The organism is Propionibacterium australiense, assembly GCF_003666605.1.
In the GTDB taxonomy this organism is placed as follows: Bacteria; Actinomycetota; Actinomycetes; order Propionibacteriales; family Propionibacteriaceae; genus Propionibacterium; species Propionibacterium australiense.
In genome coordinates this window covers 1-14,734 of sequence record NZ_RCIV01000026.1, presented here as the reverse complement: position 1 = coordinate 14,734, position 14,734 = coordinate 1, and the positions used below count along the sequence as shown (strand labels likewise).

The following is a 14,734-nucleotide window of genomic DNA, read 5'->3' as shown; positions in this document are numbered from 1 at the left end:
CCTGGTGCCGTGTTCTCGTTACTCGTCGGTAGCCCCGACGGCCGAGGTTCTGGCTGCGGGCCCGGCGCGACTCAGTGCACCTGCCGTTGATGATCCGGGGTGTTGTCATCGAGTGCTGGTGGCATGCGTTGATTGGTGAGCAGGACTCAGGGTCCGCTGAGGGTCGCCGGCCGCGCCCGGGCCCGCCGTGGGGCTCGCTCAGGACGGGTCCCGCGGTGGGCCCTGCTGTGTGCTCGGAGCATGCTCTGCGAGCTCAGGGTGATTCCGTGGACAGGTTCGGGGTTGTCCTGGTAATTCCCAGTTTCACAAGGTGAATCACTGCCTTGGTGGGATCCGGGGAGGGGTGCTCGCCTCGTGAGCGGGTTGGTGGGTGCTTCTTCCCATGTCCCCGAATCTGTGGGAACCTCTTTGTGCCCATCCCCAATGGGAATACCTACGATCACAAGGAGTTTTCTCGTGAAGAAGTCCATCCCCGCCGCCCTTGCGTGCGCAACGGCGGCCCTGCTCATCCCCTCCACCGCCTCGGCGTGTCCTGCGGGCTGCGACTGGTCGGCCGACCACACCAAGGTCGACGTGAAGAACCACGCGAGCACGAAGACCGACACGTGGATGGCCCAGAAGGAAGTCGATCATGCCCGGAGCTTCAAGGACGCCAACGCGCACCTGAGCCAGTCCGAGCGCGACTGCTTCCTCGGCAAGGTGCTCCAGGGCTCCTACTACGACAAGGGCAGCCGCACCATCCGCACCGACCACAGCGCGCGGGTCAACAAGAGCACCGAACTCGATCACTTCTCGCACGGCGGCTTCAAGGCCTCCGAGTTCTCCTACTGGCTCTACGAGCACGAGGACAGCTGGTGGAGCAGCGGCTCCCACAGCTACCAGGTCGGCGACGTGCTCTCCTTCTCCAAGAAGGGGCAGTTCGCCACGCACCAGAGCAGCGCCGAGTTCTTCTCAACCGTCACGGTCGTGGCCATCTACGTCGGTGACGGACGGGTCATCTACTGCGCCAACGACGGGTCCAGCACGCAGATCAAGGAGGAGAGCATCGCCGTCCTGGAGGCCGAGCTGAACGTCACCATCTCGCTCGTCTCGCGTCCCTGCGACAACGGCGACTCGTCCTCGAAGCCGGACAAGACGCCGAGTGAGCAGCCCTCCTCGACCCCCACGAAGGAGTCTGAGAAGAGCGACGGCACGTCGGGATGCGATGACAACGACTGGCCCGAGTGTGATGACTGGTGGGAGTGAGTTGTCGAGTGCCCCGTGCCCGCTGAAGCGATGGTCGGAGTTGTTCTCGCACACCATCCCAGGGTGGTAAGACCAGAGGATGAATCGGGCCATCTCCGGTCTGATGGTTCTCTAGCCCGGGTCTGATTCCGAGGCGCGAGTCGAGGAGGGGTGTGTGAAGGGCCGGCCAATCGGAGACGGCTCACCTCATTTTCTGTGTCTCTTGCCGTAGAGCTGTCGCGAACCGTGGCCGACTCCAGGGCCCCGTCCCGAATTCGGGGCGGGGCCCTGGTCCTGACCCCCAACTGGTCGTTCACTAGCGTGCATGGTGTCTCGTGGCCTCCTCGGATGCGTTGTGACGGGACCGCCATGGCTTGGTTCCCCGCGCGCTCGCGCCGATGGCAAGTTCTGGACAGGCGATGGACCATGCCCTTGCTTCCCCCTACAATCGAGTTCTGCCCCCCTTAGTGGAGCGCCTATACCCCAAGGAGCTTTCTACATGAAGAAGTCGATCCCTGCTGCCCTCGTGTGTGCAGCAGCCCTGCTCATTCCCTCCACCGCCTACGCATGCCCAACGGACTGCAGCGCATCGGGCGGGGGCGACAACACCACCCAGCTCGATGTGAAGGACCACGCGAGTACGCAGGTTGACACCGAGGCGGCCCAGAAGGAGGTGGACCGCGCCAGAAGCTTCATGGACGCCAGCGCTGACCTGAGTCAGTCCGAGCGCGACTGCTTCCTCGGTAAGGTCCTCGAGGGCTCGTACTACGACAAGGACAGCCGCAGCGTGCGTACCGACACCAGTGCGCGGGTGAGCGAGAACGTGGAGTCCTCGCAGCACAGCAGCGAGTCCTACGCGGCCCAGCTCGCCCGCTGGCTCTACGAGCACGAGGACACCTGGCAGGACATCGCTCAGGACTATCAGCTGGGTGACGTGCTGTCCTTCTCCAAGAAGGGGCAGTTCGCCACGAACCAGAGCAGCGCCGAGTTCTTCGCGAGTATCGAGGTCGTTGCCGTCTACGTCGGTGACGGACGGGTCATCTACTGCGCCAAGGACGGGTCCAGCACGCAGGTCAAGGAGGAGAGCGTCACCGTTCTGGAGGCCGAACTGAACGTCACCGTCTCGCTCGTCTCGCGCCCCTGTGATCTCGGCGACTCCTCGGCTGCGCCCTCGGCCGCACCGTCCGAGTCTGCGGCCGACCAGTCGTGCCAGCGCACCTGCCAGTCCGAGAGCTCGAACCAGCCCGAGAGCTCGACGTCCTCGTCCGAGTCCACCAACGCCTCCAATGAGACCTCGCAGGATTCTTCACAGTCCTCCTCGGTGAGCACCTCGTCCGAGTCCACCGAGTCCTCGTCCACGTCGTCGGAGTCCACGAACGTCTCGAACGAATCGTCGAGTTCGTCCTCGGACGTCTCCAGCACCTCGTCGGAGTCCACGAATACAACGTCGGAGTCCGCATCGTCCACGGAGTCCTCGAACCAGTCCGAGAGTTCGACGTCCTCGACCTCCTCCGACTCGGCCACGTCGTCCGAGCCCTCGAGCACGTCTTCTGACAACTCGAGCTCGCAGAGCTCGACCGAGTCCTCGGATGACTCCTCCTCTTCGGTGGCGGCTCCGGAGCAGAGCAGCAGCACGACGGCCCCGTCCTCGTCCTCCAGCTCCAGCAGCTCCACGAAGTCCTCGTCCGCGCGGCCCAGCAGCCTGCCCCGGACCGGCGCCGGTGCAGTCCTGCCCATCGCCGGCATCGCGGTCATCGCTGCAGCGGCCAGCGGCTCGATCCTGGCCAGGCGCCGCAACCGCGTCTGAGTCGACATCGACGAACGCCTGAACGAGAAGAAGGTCTCCGCCACCTGTCCTGTGGCGGAGACCTTCTCGTGTCCCTGCCCACGACTCATTGCCGGACCGCAGGGTGCGACGCGCCGTCAGCAGCGCCGGTTGTCCTGCGGTTCTCGTTGGTCTTCTCGCATGATGCGCAGGACAAGGGGTAGCGTTGAATCGTCCCCTCACCCCTGTTCCTGAGTCAGTGACGATTCAGTGGAGCGCAGCGGATTGGAGTCACCATGACTGACGGAAACCCGGTTCCCGGTACTGGCGGGAACACCTACCTGCCCTATGACCAGCGCGACGGCAACGAGTCCGTCGTCTACTTCACCCGCGACCTGTCCGCCACCGGGCTGCGCAGGGCCTACGCCCGGGTCGCCGGCGCCATCACCGGCAAGGTCGGCGTCAAGGTACACACCGGCGAGAAGGACGGCCCGAACATCCTCCCACGGCCCTGGGCGCAGGAACTCGTCGAGCAGGACCTGCCCAGGGCCAACCTGGTCGAGACGAACACCTACTACGCAGGCAGCCGCTTCACCACCGAGCAGCACCGCGAGACCCTGGAGGTCAACGGCTGGACCTTCGCGCCCGTGGACATCCTCGACGAGTACGGCACCGCCCTGCTGCCGGTGCGCGGCGGCACGTGGTTCAACGCGATGTCGGTGGGCGCCAATCTGCTCAACTACGACTCGCTGGTCGCCCTGACCCACTTCAAGGGGCACGCCCAGGGCGGTTTCGGCGGCTCGAACAAGAACATCGGCATCGGCTGCGCCGACGGCCGGATCGGCAAGGCCTGGATCCACGCCACACCTGGTGGTGATCAGTGGGGGATCAGCGAGGAGGAGTTCATGGAACGCATGGCCGAGTCCTCCAAGGCCGTCATCGACCACTTCGGGCACCGCATCACCTTCGTCAACGTCATGCGGAACATGTCGGTCTCCTGCGACTGCGAGGGCGTGGGAGCCGAACCGGTCGTCACCCCCGACGTCGGCATCCTCGCCTCGGTGGACATGCTCGCCGTCGACCAGGCCTGCATCGACCTCGTCTACGCCATGCCGGCCGACGACAACCGCGCCCTGACCGAGCGCATCGAGTCGAGGCACGGCCTGCGCCAGCTCAGCCATATGAAGGAGCTGGGCATGGGCAACGACCGCTACGTGCTCGTCGACATCGACAACGACGATGTGCGCATCACCGCGGCCGATGCCGTCGAGGGGATCGTGCCATTCGGCAGCTGACTTCATCGCTGGCCCTGCGTTTCTTGTGCGTCTTTTCACGACGAACGCAGGGCCAAGCGGAAAGTGTGGAGCATAGGGGACTCGAACCCCTGACCTACGGCTTGCAAAGCCGTCGCTCTACCAACTGAGCTAATGCCCCGTCGCCTGCCGGGCCACCCCAGCCGGGCAGCCACGCGGAACGGCGCCTCACAGTGTAGCGGCTGGGCCCGCCCCGCGCCGAACCCGCTGGCCGGTGCGATGCCGCGTAGCCCCTGGCTCTCATGCGGGCTGCGCCCGCGTCCCACCCCTGTGCGCGATCCTTCGGTCCGGCGTGACGTCCTGCGACACCAGGTCCCTTGGCACAGCCCGTCCAGTTACTCTTGGAGGCATGCGGACACAACGTCAGGTGGTGAGTTACGCGTTGCAGCGCCGGGCCACGCTCGAGGCGATGCGGCGCCCCAACGCCACCATGATGGAGTCCGACCCGTGTGACGCGGACCCGCTGCTCATCCGGTCGGCCCTTCATCACGGCGTTCCGTCCGACGCCGAGTGCCCGGTCTGTGCCGGCGAACGCATGAACGTACTGCACTATGTGTTCGGCGACCAGCTCGGACAGTTCTCGGGGCGCATCAAGCAGCCCGCCGAGCTGGACGAGATGGAGACCGAGTTCGGCGAGTTCACCGTCCGCGAGGTCGAGGTCTGCCCCGACTGCGGATGGAACTACATGATCTCGGCCTACAAGCTGGGTGATGGCCGCCGACGCCGCCCGCCGCGGCATCAGCAGACAGTTGAGGACATCTATGGCTAACAAGAAGAGCATTCCCCGCCGTCAAGCCAAGCCCCGCAAGGGCGGCAAGAAACGCATCGCCGCCATCGCCGGCATGGTCCTGGCCGGGATCGTCGTCCTCGCCCTCATCGCGTCGGGCATCTTCTACGCCTCCGTCAAGCTGCCCGAGCCCAACGAGGACTACACGACGCAGACGACGAGCATCTACTACCGCGACGGCACGACCCTGATCGGCGAGCTCTCGGTGCAGAACCGCACCGAGGTCGAGTCCTCCGCCATGTCCGAGAACATCAAGAACGCGGTCATCGCGGCCGAGGACCGCTCCTTCTGGACCAACCACGGCATCTCGCCGAAGGGCATGATCCGCTCACTGTGGGCCATCGCCCGTGGCCAGGACCTGCAGAGCGGTTCGACGATCACCCAGCAGTACATCAAGATCCGCTACCTCACCAGCGCCCAGACGATGAGCCGCAAGCTCAAGGAACTGGCGCTGGCGGTCAAGATCAACAAGACGGTCTCCAAGGAGGAGATCCTCACCGGCTACCTGAACACCGTCTACTTCGGGCGCGGCGCCTACGGTGTCGAGCAGGCCGCCCAGACCTGGTTCGACACCAACGCGGCCGCCCTGGACCCGGCCCAGTCCGCGATGCTGTCTGCTCTCATCAACAGCCCCTCCGCGCTCGACCCGTCCAACGGCGACGAGGCCGCGGCCCAGCTGCTCGAGCGCTACCAGTACGTGCTCGACGGCATGCTCGAGGCCGGCAGCATCAGCCAGGCCGACCACGACGCCGCCTACGACGCCCTGCCAGAGACGGCGCCGGTCGCCGCCGACGACACCTACGGCGGCCCCAGCGGCTTCCTCATGACGATGGTCCAGAGCGAACTGCTCGAGGCCGGTCTCACCGAAGAGCAGATCTCCGGGGGCGGCCTGAAGGTCACCACGACGTTCGACTCGACCATGCAGAACGCCGCCGTCGAGACCGCCCAGAACTACACGACCCGGGCCGTGGCGAACGCCGCCACCCCGGGGCTGTCCGAGGCCGATCTGCACGTCGCCATCGCCTCGGTGGCGGTCGGCACCGGCGAGGTCTACGCGCTCTACGGCGGCCCCGACTACCTGACCTCGCAGATCAACTGGGCGACCACCGCCCGCCCGGCGGCGTCCACCTTCAAGGCCTGGGCGCTGCTCGCCGGCCTGGAACAGGGCTACGGGCTGGGCACGTCCCTCAACGGCAGCACCTTCACCCCCGTCGGCGATCCGGTGGTCGTCCACAACGACTCCAACGTCAACTACGGCAACGTCTCCCTCATGCAGGCCACCTCCTACTCGATGAACACCGCCTTCACCGACCTGGTGACGACCATGGAGGACGGCCCGCAGTCGGTCATCGACATGGCCAACGCGGCGGGCATCCCCACCGGCGAGGGCTGGGACATCAACAACCGCATCGCCCTGGGCACGGCCCAGGTCAGCCCGCTGGCCAACGCCACCGGTTTCGCGACGATCGCCAACGACGGCAAGGCCAACACCACCCACGTCGTGCAGAGTGTCACCGACACCACCGGCGAGACGCTCTACACCGGTGACACGTCGGGCACCCAGAAGATCGACGAGAACGTCGCCCAGAACGCCCAGACCGCCCTCAAGTCGGTCGTCACGAGCGGCACCGGCACGACGGCCGGGCAGCTCGGGCGCGACGTCATCGCCAAGACCGGCACCAAGGACGACAACGAGTCCGAGACCATCTCGGCCTGGTTCGTCGGCGCCACCAAGCAGGTCTCGACAGCTGTCATGTACGTCGCCGGCGACGGCAACGCCGACCTCAACCCGTACTCGCCGTACGGCTCCTTCAGCTCCGGTCTCTACCCGGCCGACACCTGGGAGGACTACATGGAGGTGGCCACCAGCGGCATGGGCTACGAGTACTTCTCGGGGCTGAACAACATCGGCGCCGGCTCCGGCAACAACGCCACCTACGCGCCGTCGAGCCAGCAGAGCTACTACTACCCGACCACGGTGCCCGAGGAGTCGACCGTGCCGCAGACCGCTCAGCCCACGCAGGGCACGGCTCAAGGCGAGGCGAACGGCGGCACCGGTGGGGCCGGTGACCAGAACGGCAGTGGTGGCAGTGACAGCGGTGGCGGCGGGACCGATCCCGGAAACTCGAACAACAATGACAACAACCAGGGCGGCTCGAACAACGGCGGTGGCGCTCAAGGCGGTGCAGCCGGAGGTGGTCAAATCGGCGGCTGACCGCTGACGGAAGGCATCGGCTGCTGACCTGGAGGCGTGCTGGCTCAGGACGAGACCGCAGTATCGTCCCTTGTTGTGGTCGTTGACGGTTCCTACTGGTGTCGGCTGGCAGGATGGGGCCGTGAACGGATCAGTACGCCTCTCGGAGCGCATCGGCGGCCCGGTGGGCAGGCACGCGCGCCCGTGGGGCCTCTGGTTCGACCCGCTGCCGTGGTCGATCCTCGTCGCGGGCCTGTCCTGGGTGGCCCTCATGCTGCGCCAGGCCCCCTGCCAGCAGACCAGCTACGGCGACACCGTCAACACGTACGCCCGCCTGTGCTACTCCGACATCCCCCTCGTCTACCAGGGCAACGGGATCGCCACGGGCGCCGGGCTCTACTCCGAGGCCGGCCTGCCCTATCCGCCGCTGGTCGGCCTGGTCGTCGCGGTCTGCCGGTGGCTCACCGGACTGCTCGGCGCCAACGTCAGCCCCTCGGCGACCGGCCAGGAGCAGCTCGACGCCTCCTATCTGTTCTTCGTCCTGACCGCCATCGTCCTGTTCATCGCCTTCCTCGTGGTCGTCGTGGCCCAGGCCCGGCTCGGGGCCGGCTCGGCAAGCCAGGCCACCCAGGGCGTCCAGACCCGCAGCTTCGACGCGCTGCTCGTCGCAGTGGCCCCCGTCGTCATCGCGTCCGGCCTCATCGGCTGGGACATGCTGGCGGTCGCGCTCGTCTCGCTCTCCGTCCTCGCCTGGGCCAGGCGACGGCCCCTGCTCGCCGGCGCCGCGCTGGGCGCCGCCTTCTCGGCCACGTTCTTCCCCGTCCTCGTCCTCATCGCCCTGGCCCTCGTGTGCCGGCGCGGCGGGCGCCTGCGCGCCTGGGCCGTGAGCCTCGGAGGGTTCGCCGGCTCCTGGGCGCTCCTCAACGCGCCGCTGCTCCTCACCGACCCGGGCGGCTGGTCGGCGTACTGGACGAGCAACATCCAGCGTCCCACCGGCCTCGGCTCGCTGTGGTACGTCCTGGAGCTCATGGGCCTGAAGATCCCGGCCGTCGCCGTGATCAGCGCCGTCCTCACGGTCGTCGGCATCGGCCTCGTCGCCGTCCTCGTGACGGTGGCCCCGCGCCGCCCGCGCGCCGCCCAGGTGATCCTGCTCGTCCTCATCGTCTTCACCGTGTGCGGCAAGGTCTACTCGCCGCAGTACGCCCTGTGGCTGCTGCCCTTCGTCGTCCTGGCGCGGCCGAGGGTCCGGGACTGGGCCGAGTGGAACATCACTGAGCTGTGCTACTACTTCGCCGTCTGGGCCTTCCTCGACGGCGTGATGGGCCCGGGCACCGGGGCCGATTCCCTCTACTGGATCGCCACATTCCTGCGCGTCGGCGGCCAGCTGTGGCTGGCGTCCTCGGTGGTGCACGACATCCTCAATCCCTGGGACGACCCGGCCCGGGTCGGTCATCTCGACGACCTCACCGGCGGCGTGCTCGATCACGCCGCCGATGCGCCGCTCGTCCGGACCGGGGCCTGGGGCGGTGCCCGGCCGGCACCGGGCCAGGCCCTCGCGCCGGTCGGGGTGCACGGACACGGGCGGGTCGGCGGCGTCCCGGGGGTCCCTGCGCAGGGCGGCGCCGCGCCCGGGCAGCCCATGACCCCACGACCGGACGGGGAGGCCCCCCGGTGAGCCGGCGCACCGGGAGCAGCCGCACCGTCGTCATGGTGTGGCTCTGCACCCGCGCCCTGCTCGCCGGGACGCTGCTGCACACCGTCAGCACCAACGACACGACGATCGGCCAGGCCCTGGGCAACTGGGACGTCCAGCACTACCTGGCCATCGCCACCGACGGCTACACCGACCGGCTGGACATGGCCTTCTTCCCCGGCATCCCGCTGGTCATGCACTGGGCCATGCAGCTCGGCCTGCCCGCCGTCGAGACGATCGCCGCCGTCAGCACGCTCGCCTCGCTCGCCGCCGCCCTCGCCATGGAACGGCTCGGCGGGCAGTGGGCGGCCATCGCCTGGCTGCTCGCGCCCATGGCCGTCTTCACCGTCGTCGGCTACACCGAGGCCCTGTTCTGCGCCCTCGGCCTGTGGGCCTGGGTGCTCGCCCGCAGGGGCCACTGGTGGGGGTCCGCCCTGCTCGCCGCCCTCGCCTGCACCACCCGCATATCCGGCGTCTTCCTCGTCGCCGGGCTCGTCCTACTGGCCCTGGCCGGCGGCGAACCCACCGTCGAGGGCGCCGTGGACTGCAAACGCACCGCCTCACCACTCGCCCGCGTCCGGCACGCCGCCATCGCCGCGCTGCCACTGCTCGTCGTGCTCGCCTTCTTCGCCCATCTGCACGGCCTCACCGGAAACTGGGACGCCTGGTTCAACGCCCAGCGCGCCGGCTGGGACCGCAGCTGGACGACCCCCTGGCAGAGCCTGCAGAACACCCTGTTCGCCACCGACCCGGCCGCCTGGCCGGACGAGCCGTCCCGCGCCTGGATCTTCCGCTTCGAGATCGTCTCCGCCGCCATCGGCCTCGTCACGGTGATCGTCACCCTCGCCCGCCGGGCCTGGGCGCAGGCCGGCTACATGATCGTCCAGCTCCTCGCCCTGACCACCGCCACCTGGTTCCTGTCGGTCAACCGCGGCGACCTGCTGTGGTTCCCACTGTTCATCGGCATCGGCCGGCTCATCGCGCACCGCCCCGCCTCGAAGGGCGCCGACCCGGTGCGCGCCGTCGCCCTGCTGCTCGTCACCCTGGCCGACCTGGCGCTGATGGCCTGGTGGGCGCGACTGTTCTTCCTGGGACACTGGGCCAGCTGAGTGCCCGCCCGACGCCGCCCGATGGCCGTAGAGTGGGGTCACGAGGCGTCGCCTGGCGCCCGCCGGGGAGGAGCCTGCGATGACCAGCTGGAGCGACGACACGATCTGGTGGGCCGTTTACCCGCTCGGCTTCCTCGGCGCATCCACCCGCCCGGCCACCGGCCGTCGGCCCCTGGAACACCGTCTGCCCGCCCTCGAGGGCTGGCTCGACTACCTGCTGTCGATCGGCTGCAACGGCCTGGCCCTCGGACCGATCTTCGAGTCGGTCTCGCACGGCTACGACACCCTCGACTACTTCCGCGTCGACCCCCGCCTGGGCGACGCGGACGACCTCGCGCACCTGGTCCAGGCCTGCCACGCACGCGGCATCCACGTGGCCCTGGACGGCGTCTTCAACCACGTCAGCGCCGCATACCCCGACCTGCTCGCCGCCCTGGACGGCGGCCCGCAGGCCCCGACCGCCGACATGTTCCACATCGACTGGTCCACGACCCCGCCCACCCGCCTCAACTTCGAGGGCAGCGACGACCTCGTCCGGCTCAACCACGAGTCCGCTGCCGTGCGCGAACTCGTCACCCGCGTCATGAACCACTGGCTCGAGTTCGGCGTCGACGCCTGGCGCCTCGACGCCGCCTACGCCGTACCGCCCGCCTTCTGGGCCCCGGTGCTCGCCGACGTGCGCGCAGCCCACCCGCAGGTCTTCGTCTGGGGCGAGGTCATCCACGGCGACTACGCCCAGATCGTCGCCGACTCGACGATGGACTCGCTCACCGAGTACGAGCTGTGGAAGGCCACCTGGAGCAGTCTCGCCGACGAGAACTTCTACGAACTCGACTGGACGCTGGGCAGGCACAACGAGTTCTGCGAGAGCTTCACCCCGCTCACCTTCCTCGGCAACCATGACACCACCCGCATCGCCAGCAAGGTGGGCGGGGCCAAGGCCGTCCTGGCCGCCACGGTGCTCTTCACCGTAGGCGGCACACCGAGCATCTACTACGGCGACGAGCAGGGTTTCCACGGCATCAAGTACGACCGTGCCTGGGGCGACGACGAGGTGCGCCCCGCGGTACCCGCCGACCCGCAGGAACTCTCGGCCCTCGGCGCCGGCACGCTGCGCTGCTACCAGCAGCTCATCTCGGTCAGGCGCCGCAACCCCTGGCTGGTGCGGGCCCGCACCACCGTCACGCAGCTGGCCAACGACCGCATCAGCTACGAGGCGTGCGACCGGGCCGACGAGACCCGGCGCCTGTACGTCACGCTGAGCGTGGGGGAGACCGCCACGGCGCGCATCGTCGACGACGAGGGCGAACTCTTCGCGTTCGAGGGCTGAAACCGGGCCGCGCACCGGACCGGGAGGGGGAGTGGTGCGCGGACAGCGACGTTGATGCCCGCGCACCACGACAGGGGTGGGCCGCAGCACCGCTGGGGCCCGTGCGCCCGGTCAAACCGATAGGCAACCGCCGTTCTCCGTGATCTTCTGGGCGTCGATGTCGTCGAACCACTGGCCGCCGGCGCCGAGGTACCTGAAGTGGATGACAGTGCCGGCGGGCACGATGACCGTCGTCGAGGCGCTGCCGTCGGGACGCACCCGGAGGGGATTGCGCAGGGGCTGCCAGTCGTTGAAGGAGCCGACGACGCTCACCGGCCTGGCCGGGTGGTCGGCGGGCAGGGTGAATGTGACGGCGACGCGATTCTCCGACATCGCTTCCGTGCGGATCATGGCCAACCTCCGCGGCAAAACCCGGGTTGCGGGCAGGATGGTGCGGTCCGGCCGGGAGCGAGAAGGGGTGTCCGGCAGGCCCTCTGCTCTCAGAGTAGGGCCGCCCGATCCGTCCGGGAAGCGGCGTCTCACAAAAAGAAACAGCCTTCCGCACAGGCGGCCGACAGCAGCCCGTGCGGACCGGGGGAGGCGAGGGCGGGCGGGTCCTCGCACTCGCCCCGGCAGGGGGAGTCGGTGCGGATCAGTTCGGTGCGCCGCCGGCCGGGGATTCGACCAGATCGGCGGCGCCCTCGAGCCGGTCGTCCACCACGCCGACCGCCTGCATCATCGCGTACACCGTGGTCGGGCCGACGAAGACGAAACCCTCGGCGCGCAGCGCCTTTGCGAGCGCCTCGGACTGCGGGGTGCGGGCCGGGACCTCGGCCGTGCTCGTGGGCCGCGGGCGGGCCGGCGGGCGGAAGGACCAGACGAGCCGGGGCAGGCCGCCGCGGTCGCGCAGCGTCCTCGTCGCGCGGGCGTTCGTGATGGCCGCCTCGATCTTGCGCCGGTTCCGTACGATGGCCTCGTCGGCCAGCAGCCGCTCGACGTCCGCCGGGCCGAAGCAGGCGACCCGGTCGACGTCGAAGCCGGCGAAGGCGCGGCGGAAGGCGGGGCGTTTGCGCAGGATCGTCACCCAGCTCAGGCCCGCCTGGAAGGCCTCCAGGCACAGGCGCTCGTACAGGCCCCGCTCGTCGGTGACGGGGGCGCCCCACTCGTGGTCGTAGTAGTCGCGCAGCAGCGGGTCGTGGGCCGCCCAGGCCGGGCGGACGCGCCCGTCCTCTCCGGTGACCAGCTCAGTGCCCATGGCGTTCCTCCAGGTCCAGCAGGTAGGTCTTCATGGCGGCCCCGCCCCGATAGTTCCCCACGCCCCCGCCGGCGGGAAGCACCCGGTGGCACGGCACGACGAGCGGTACCGGGTTGTGCGCGCAGGCGCCGCCGACGGCCCGCGCGGCGCCCGCGGGGGCCCCGGCCATGCGGGCCAGGCGGCCGTAGCTGACGGTCCGGCCGTAGCCGATGGTGAGCATCGCGCGCTGCACCCGTTCCCGGAACGGGCTCGACAGCCGCAGGTCGACGGGCACGTCGAAGCGCCTGCGGGTCCCGGCGAAGTACTCGCGCAGTTCCCCGGTGGTCTCGCGCAGGTGCGCCGCCGACCGCTCTGGCGGCGAACCGCTGGCGCGGGCCAGCCCGGCCAGGATCGCGTCGTGATCCTCGGCGGGCAGGCCGATGCGCAGCACCCCGCTGTCGGTGACGGCGACGAGGAGCGTGCCCAGTGGTGACCCGGTGGTGTCCCAGTGCACCGGCCCCCACTCCCGGGGGCGGGTGCCGGCGGGCGGTGCGGGGCGGCCGCTGTCGTCGGTCATGGCTGGTTCCTGAGGTAGCGGCCGAAGTGCGGCACGGTGAACGCGATCTTGCCGCGTTCGCTGGAGTAGATGAGGCCCTTCTTCATGAGGGCGTCCCGGGCCGGCGACAGCGACTGCGGTTTGCGTCCCAGCTGGCCGGCCACCTCGGAGCTGGAGACCTCGGCGTCGTCGATACCGAGCTCGGCCATCGCCCGCAGGTAGTCCCGCTCGGCGGGGGTCGCGCGCTCGAAGCGGCTGCCGAAGAAGCCGACCGCCAGTTCGCTCTCGGCCTCGGGGGTACCCATGCGCACGTCGTCGGCGGTGATCGGGCTTGCGGCGGCGACGTCCCAGACGGCCTTCCCGTAGGCCTGGATGAAGTACGGGTAGCCGCCGGTCGCCTCGTACATGGCGTCCAGGGCGTCGGGCCCCCAGTCGGCGTCCTCGTCCTGCGCCGGCACCTGGAGGGCCTTGTCGGCCTCGGCCCGGTCGAGCCGGTCGATGTTCTGGTAGCTGAACAGCCGCTCGGAGTAGCTCTTGGACGCCGACAGCAGCGCCGGCAGGTGGGGCAGGCCGGCGCCGACGATGATGAGCGGGAGCCGCTGCTGGCTGATCTCGTGGCAGGCCGCGCACAGCGCCGAGACGTCATCGGGCCCGAGGTCCTGCATCTCGTCGATGAAGACGCCGACGCCCACCCCCATGTCGGCCGCCAGCCCGCCGAGGTCGCTGAACAGTTCGACGAGGTCGATCTCGATGTCGCCGGAGTCGGCGCGGCCCTTCGTCGCGGGGACGCGGATGCCGGGGTTCCAGCGTTCGGCCAGTTTGGCGCCGGGCTTGGCGTCGCGCTCGATGAAGGCGCGGATCTCACCGAGGATCTGGTCGGTGTCGGGGTGCCCGAGTTCGCGGACGGCCATGTGCAGGGCGGCGCCGAGGGGGCGGCGCAGGGTCTGGTCGGGCCGGGCCTCGAGCTTGCCCGTGCCCCAGCGGGCGCGGACCGCCTGGCCGCGCAGCGCGTTGAGCAGGACCGTCTTGCCGACGCCGCGCAGCCCGGTGAGGATCAGTGAGCGTTCGGGACGGTTGCGGGCCACTCGTTCCAGCACCACGTCGAAGTGGGCGAGCTGCTCGCCGCGTCCGGCGAGTTCGGGTGGCCGCTGGCCTGCGCCGGGCGCGTACGGGTTGCGGATGGGGTCCATGGGACCACACTATGACAGTGTCTAGGAGACGGCCTAGATGCAGGTTATCGACATACCGGTGGGGCCTGTCTGGCTGTCGGTGTCGGCGATGGTTTCTGCGGTGTGAAACCGGTTGTGTCCTGGCCCGGATCGCGGTGTCCCCCGAAACGGGTGGCGCGAACGGGAAACGGGCGCCGGGAAGCCTGCCGGGCCGCCGGTCGCTCGCGGTCGTTACAGGGCGTGATGGCCGGTACCAGGGTTCTTTGGGTGTGCCGGTTGCTTGGGCGATGAGTTCCAGGTGTGTCCACATGTGGCAGGGGTCGAGCCGGTTGACTTCTTCTGGGCCGCCCAGTAGCAGGAGTGGTATGTAGGCGAAGCAGT

At 69.1% G+C, this 14,734-nt stretch carries 12 protein-coding genes and 1 tRNA gene; 8 read left to right on the top strand and 5 right to left on the bottom strand.

Annotated elements, in window-relative coordinates:
- Positions 1 to 456 precede the first annotated feature (456 nt).
- The 3 genes from D9T14_RS12465 (at position 457) to D9T14_RS12455 (ending at position 4,284) form a co-directional block, all read left to right on the top strand.
- On the top strand, positions 457 to 1,245 hold the full coding sequence (locus tag D9T14_RS12465; protein ID WP_119162793.1) for a hypothetical protein: 789 nt from the start codon (positions 457 to 459) through the stop codon (positions 1,243 to 1,245).
- Positions 1,246 to 1,723: 478 nt separating this feature from the next.
- Positions 1,724 to 3,031: a hypothetical protein gene (locus D9T14_RS13385; RefSeq protein ID WP_126464148.1), complete on the top strand. Its 1,308-nt coding sequence runs from the start codon at positions 1,724 to 1,726 to the stop codon at positions 3,029 to 3,031.
- A gap of 254 nt (positions 3,032 to 3,285) precedes the next feature.
- Positions 3,286 to 4,284 carry a DUF362 domain-containing protein gene (locus D9T14_RS12455; protein WP_119162795.1) on the top strand — a complete coding sequence of 333 codons (999 nt, stop codon included), beginning with the start codon at positions 3,286 to 3,288 and terminating at the stop codon, positions 4,282 to 4,284.
- Between the two features lie 66 nt (positions 4,285 to 4,350).
- Here D9T14_RS12455 and D9T14_RS12450 read toward each other — a convergent pair.
- Positions 4,351 to 4,423: transfer RNA gene (locus tag D9T14_RS12450), tRNA-Ala, on the bottom strand.
- A 228-nt stretch (positions 4,424 to 4,651) separates the two neighbouring features.
- Between D9T14_RS12450 and D9T14_RS12445 the strand changes: the two genes are divergently transcribed.
- The 5 genes from D9T14_RS12445 (at position 4,652) to D9T14_RS12425 (ending at position 11,415) form a co-directional block, all read left to right on the top strand.
- Complete coding sequence (locus D9T14_RS12445; RefSeq protein ID WP_119162796.1) at positions 4,652 to 5,071, top strand: DUF5318 family protein; 420 nt, start codon at positions 4,652 to 4,654, stop codon at positions 5,069 to 5,071.
- The gene (locus D9T14_RS12440; RefSeq protein ID WP_170175628.1) at positions 5,064 to 7,304 is read left to right on the top strand and encodes a transglycosylase domain-containing protein; all 2,241 of its coding nucleotides are present in this window, start codon (positions 5,064 to 5,066) and stop codon (positions 7,302 to 7,304) included. Before D9T14_RS12445 ends, D9T14_RS12440 begins: the two co-directional genes overlap by 8 nt.
- A gap of 121 nt (positions 7,305 to 7,425) precedes the next feature.
- Positions 7,426 to 8,958 (top strand): glycosyltransferase family 87 protein, encoded by a 1,533-nt coding sequence (locus tag D9T14_RS12435; protein ID WP_119162798.1) that lies wholly within the window; start codon positions 7,426 to 7,428, stop codon positions 8,956 to 8,958.
- Entirely contained in the window at positions 8,955 to 10,085 is a 1,131-nt protein-coding gene (locus D9T14_RS12430) for a mannosyltransferase family protein (RefSeq protein ID WP_119162799.1), read from the top strand. The genes D9T14_RS12435 and D9T14_RS12430 overlap by 4 nt, the downstream gene beginning before the upstream one ends.
- A 79-nt stretch (positions 10,086 to 10,164) precedes the next feature.
- Positions 10,165 to 11,415, top strand: coding sequence for an alpha-amylase family protein (locus D9T14_RS12425; protein WP_119162800.1), 1,251 nt, complete (start codon positions 10,165 to 10,167; stop codon positions 11,413 to 11,415).
- Between the two features lie 111 nt (positions 11,416 to 11,526).
- Here D9T14_RS12425 and D9T14_RS12420 read toward each other — a convergent pair whose 3' ends face one another.
- From D9T14_RS12420 to D9T14_RS12405, 4 genes are all read right to left on the bottom strand, one after another.
- Positions 11,527 to 11,805 (bottom strand): isoamylase early set domain-containing protein, encoded by a 279-nt coding sequence (locus tag D9T14_RS12420; RefSeq protein ID WP_119162801.1) that lies wholly within the window; start codon positions 11,803 to 11,805, stop codon positions 11,527 to 11,529.
- Between the two features lie 241 nt (positions 11,806 to 12,046).
- On the bottom strand, positions 12,047 to 12,649 hold the full coding sequence (locus D9T14_RS12415) for a DNA-3-methyladenine glycosylase I (RefSeq protein WP_119162802.1): 603 nt from the start codon (positions 12,647 to 12,649) through the stop codon (positions 12,047 to 12,049).
- Positions 12,639 to 13,205, bottom strand: a complete 567-nt coding sequence (locus D9T14_RS12410; protein ID WP_119162803.1) for a methylated-DNA--[protein]-cysteine S-methyltransferase — start codon at positions 13,203 to 13,205, stop codon at positions 12,639 to 12,641. The genes D9T14_RS12415 and D9T14_RS12410 overlap by 11 nt, the downstream gene beginning before the upstream one ends.
- Positions 13,202 to 14,374 (bottom strand): ATP-binding protein, encoded by a 1,173-nt coding sequence (locus D9T14_RS12405; RefSeq protein ID WP_119162804.1) that lies wholly within the window; start codon positions 14,372 to 14,374, stop codon positions 13,202 to 13,204. Before D9T14_RS12405 ends, D9T14_RS12410 begins: the two co-directional genes overlap by 4 nt.
- Between the last annotated feature and the right edge of the window lie 360 nt (positions 14,375 to 14,734).

Bases quoted from the DNA above. Each gene is read 5' to 3' on its own strand.
- D9T14_RS13385 (WP_126464148.1), top strand. From the start codon at position 1,724: ATGAAGAAGTCGATCCCTGCTGCCCTCGTGTGTGCAGCAGCCCTGCTC.
- D9T14_RS12455 (WP_119162795.1), top strand. From the start codon at position 3,286: ATGACTGACGGAAACCCGGTTCCCGGTACTGGCGGGAACACCTACCTG.
- D9T14_RS12445 (WP_119162796.1), top strand. From the start codon at position 4,652: ATGCGGACACAACGTCAGGTGGTGAGTTACGCGTTGCAGCGCCGGGCC.
- D9T14_RS12440 (WP_170175628.1), top strand. From the start codon at position 5,064: ATGGCTAACAAGAAGAGCATTCCCCGCCGTCAAGCCAAGCCCCGCAAG.
- D9T14_RS12425 (WP_119162800.1), top strand. From the start codon at position 10,165: ATGACCAGCTGGAGCGACGACACGATCTGGTGGGCCGTTTACCCGCTC.
- D9T14_RS12420 (WP_119162801.1), bottom strand. From the start codon at position 11,805: ATGATCCGCACGGAAGCGATGTCGGAGAATCGCGTCGCCGTCACATTC.
- D9T14_RS12415 (WP_119162802.1), bottom strand. From the start codon at position 12,649: ATGGGCACTGAGCTGGTCACCGGAGAGGACGGGCGCGTCCGCCCGGCC.
- D9T14_RS12410 (WP_119162803.1), bottom strand. From the start codon at position 13,205: ATGACCGACGACAGCGGCCGCCCCGCACCGCCCGCCGGCACCCGCCCC.
- D9T14_RS12405 (WP_119162804.1), bottom strand. From the start codon at position 14,374: ATGGACCCCATCCGCAACCCGTACGCGCCCGGCGCAGGCCAGCGGCCA.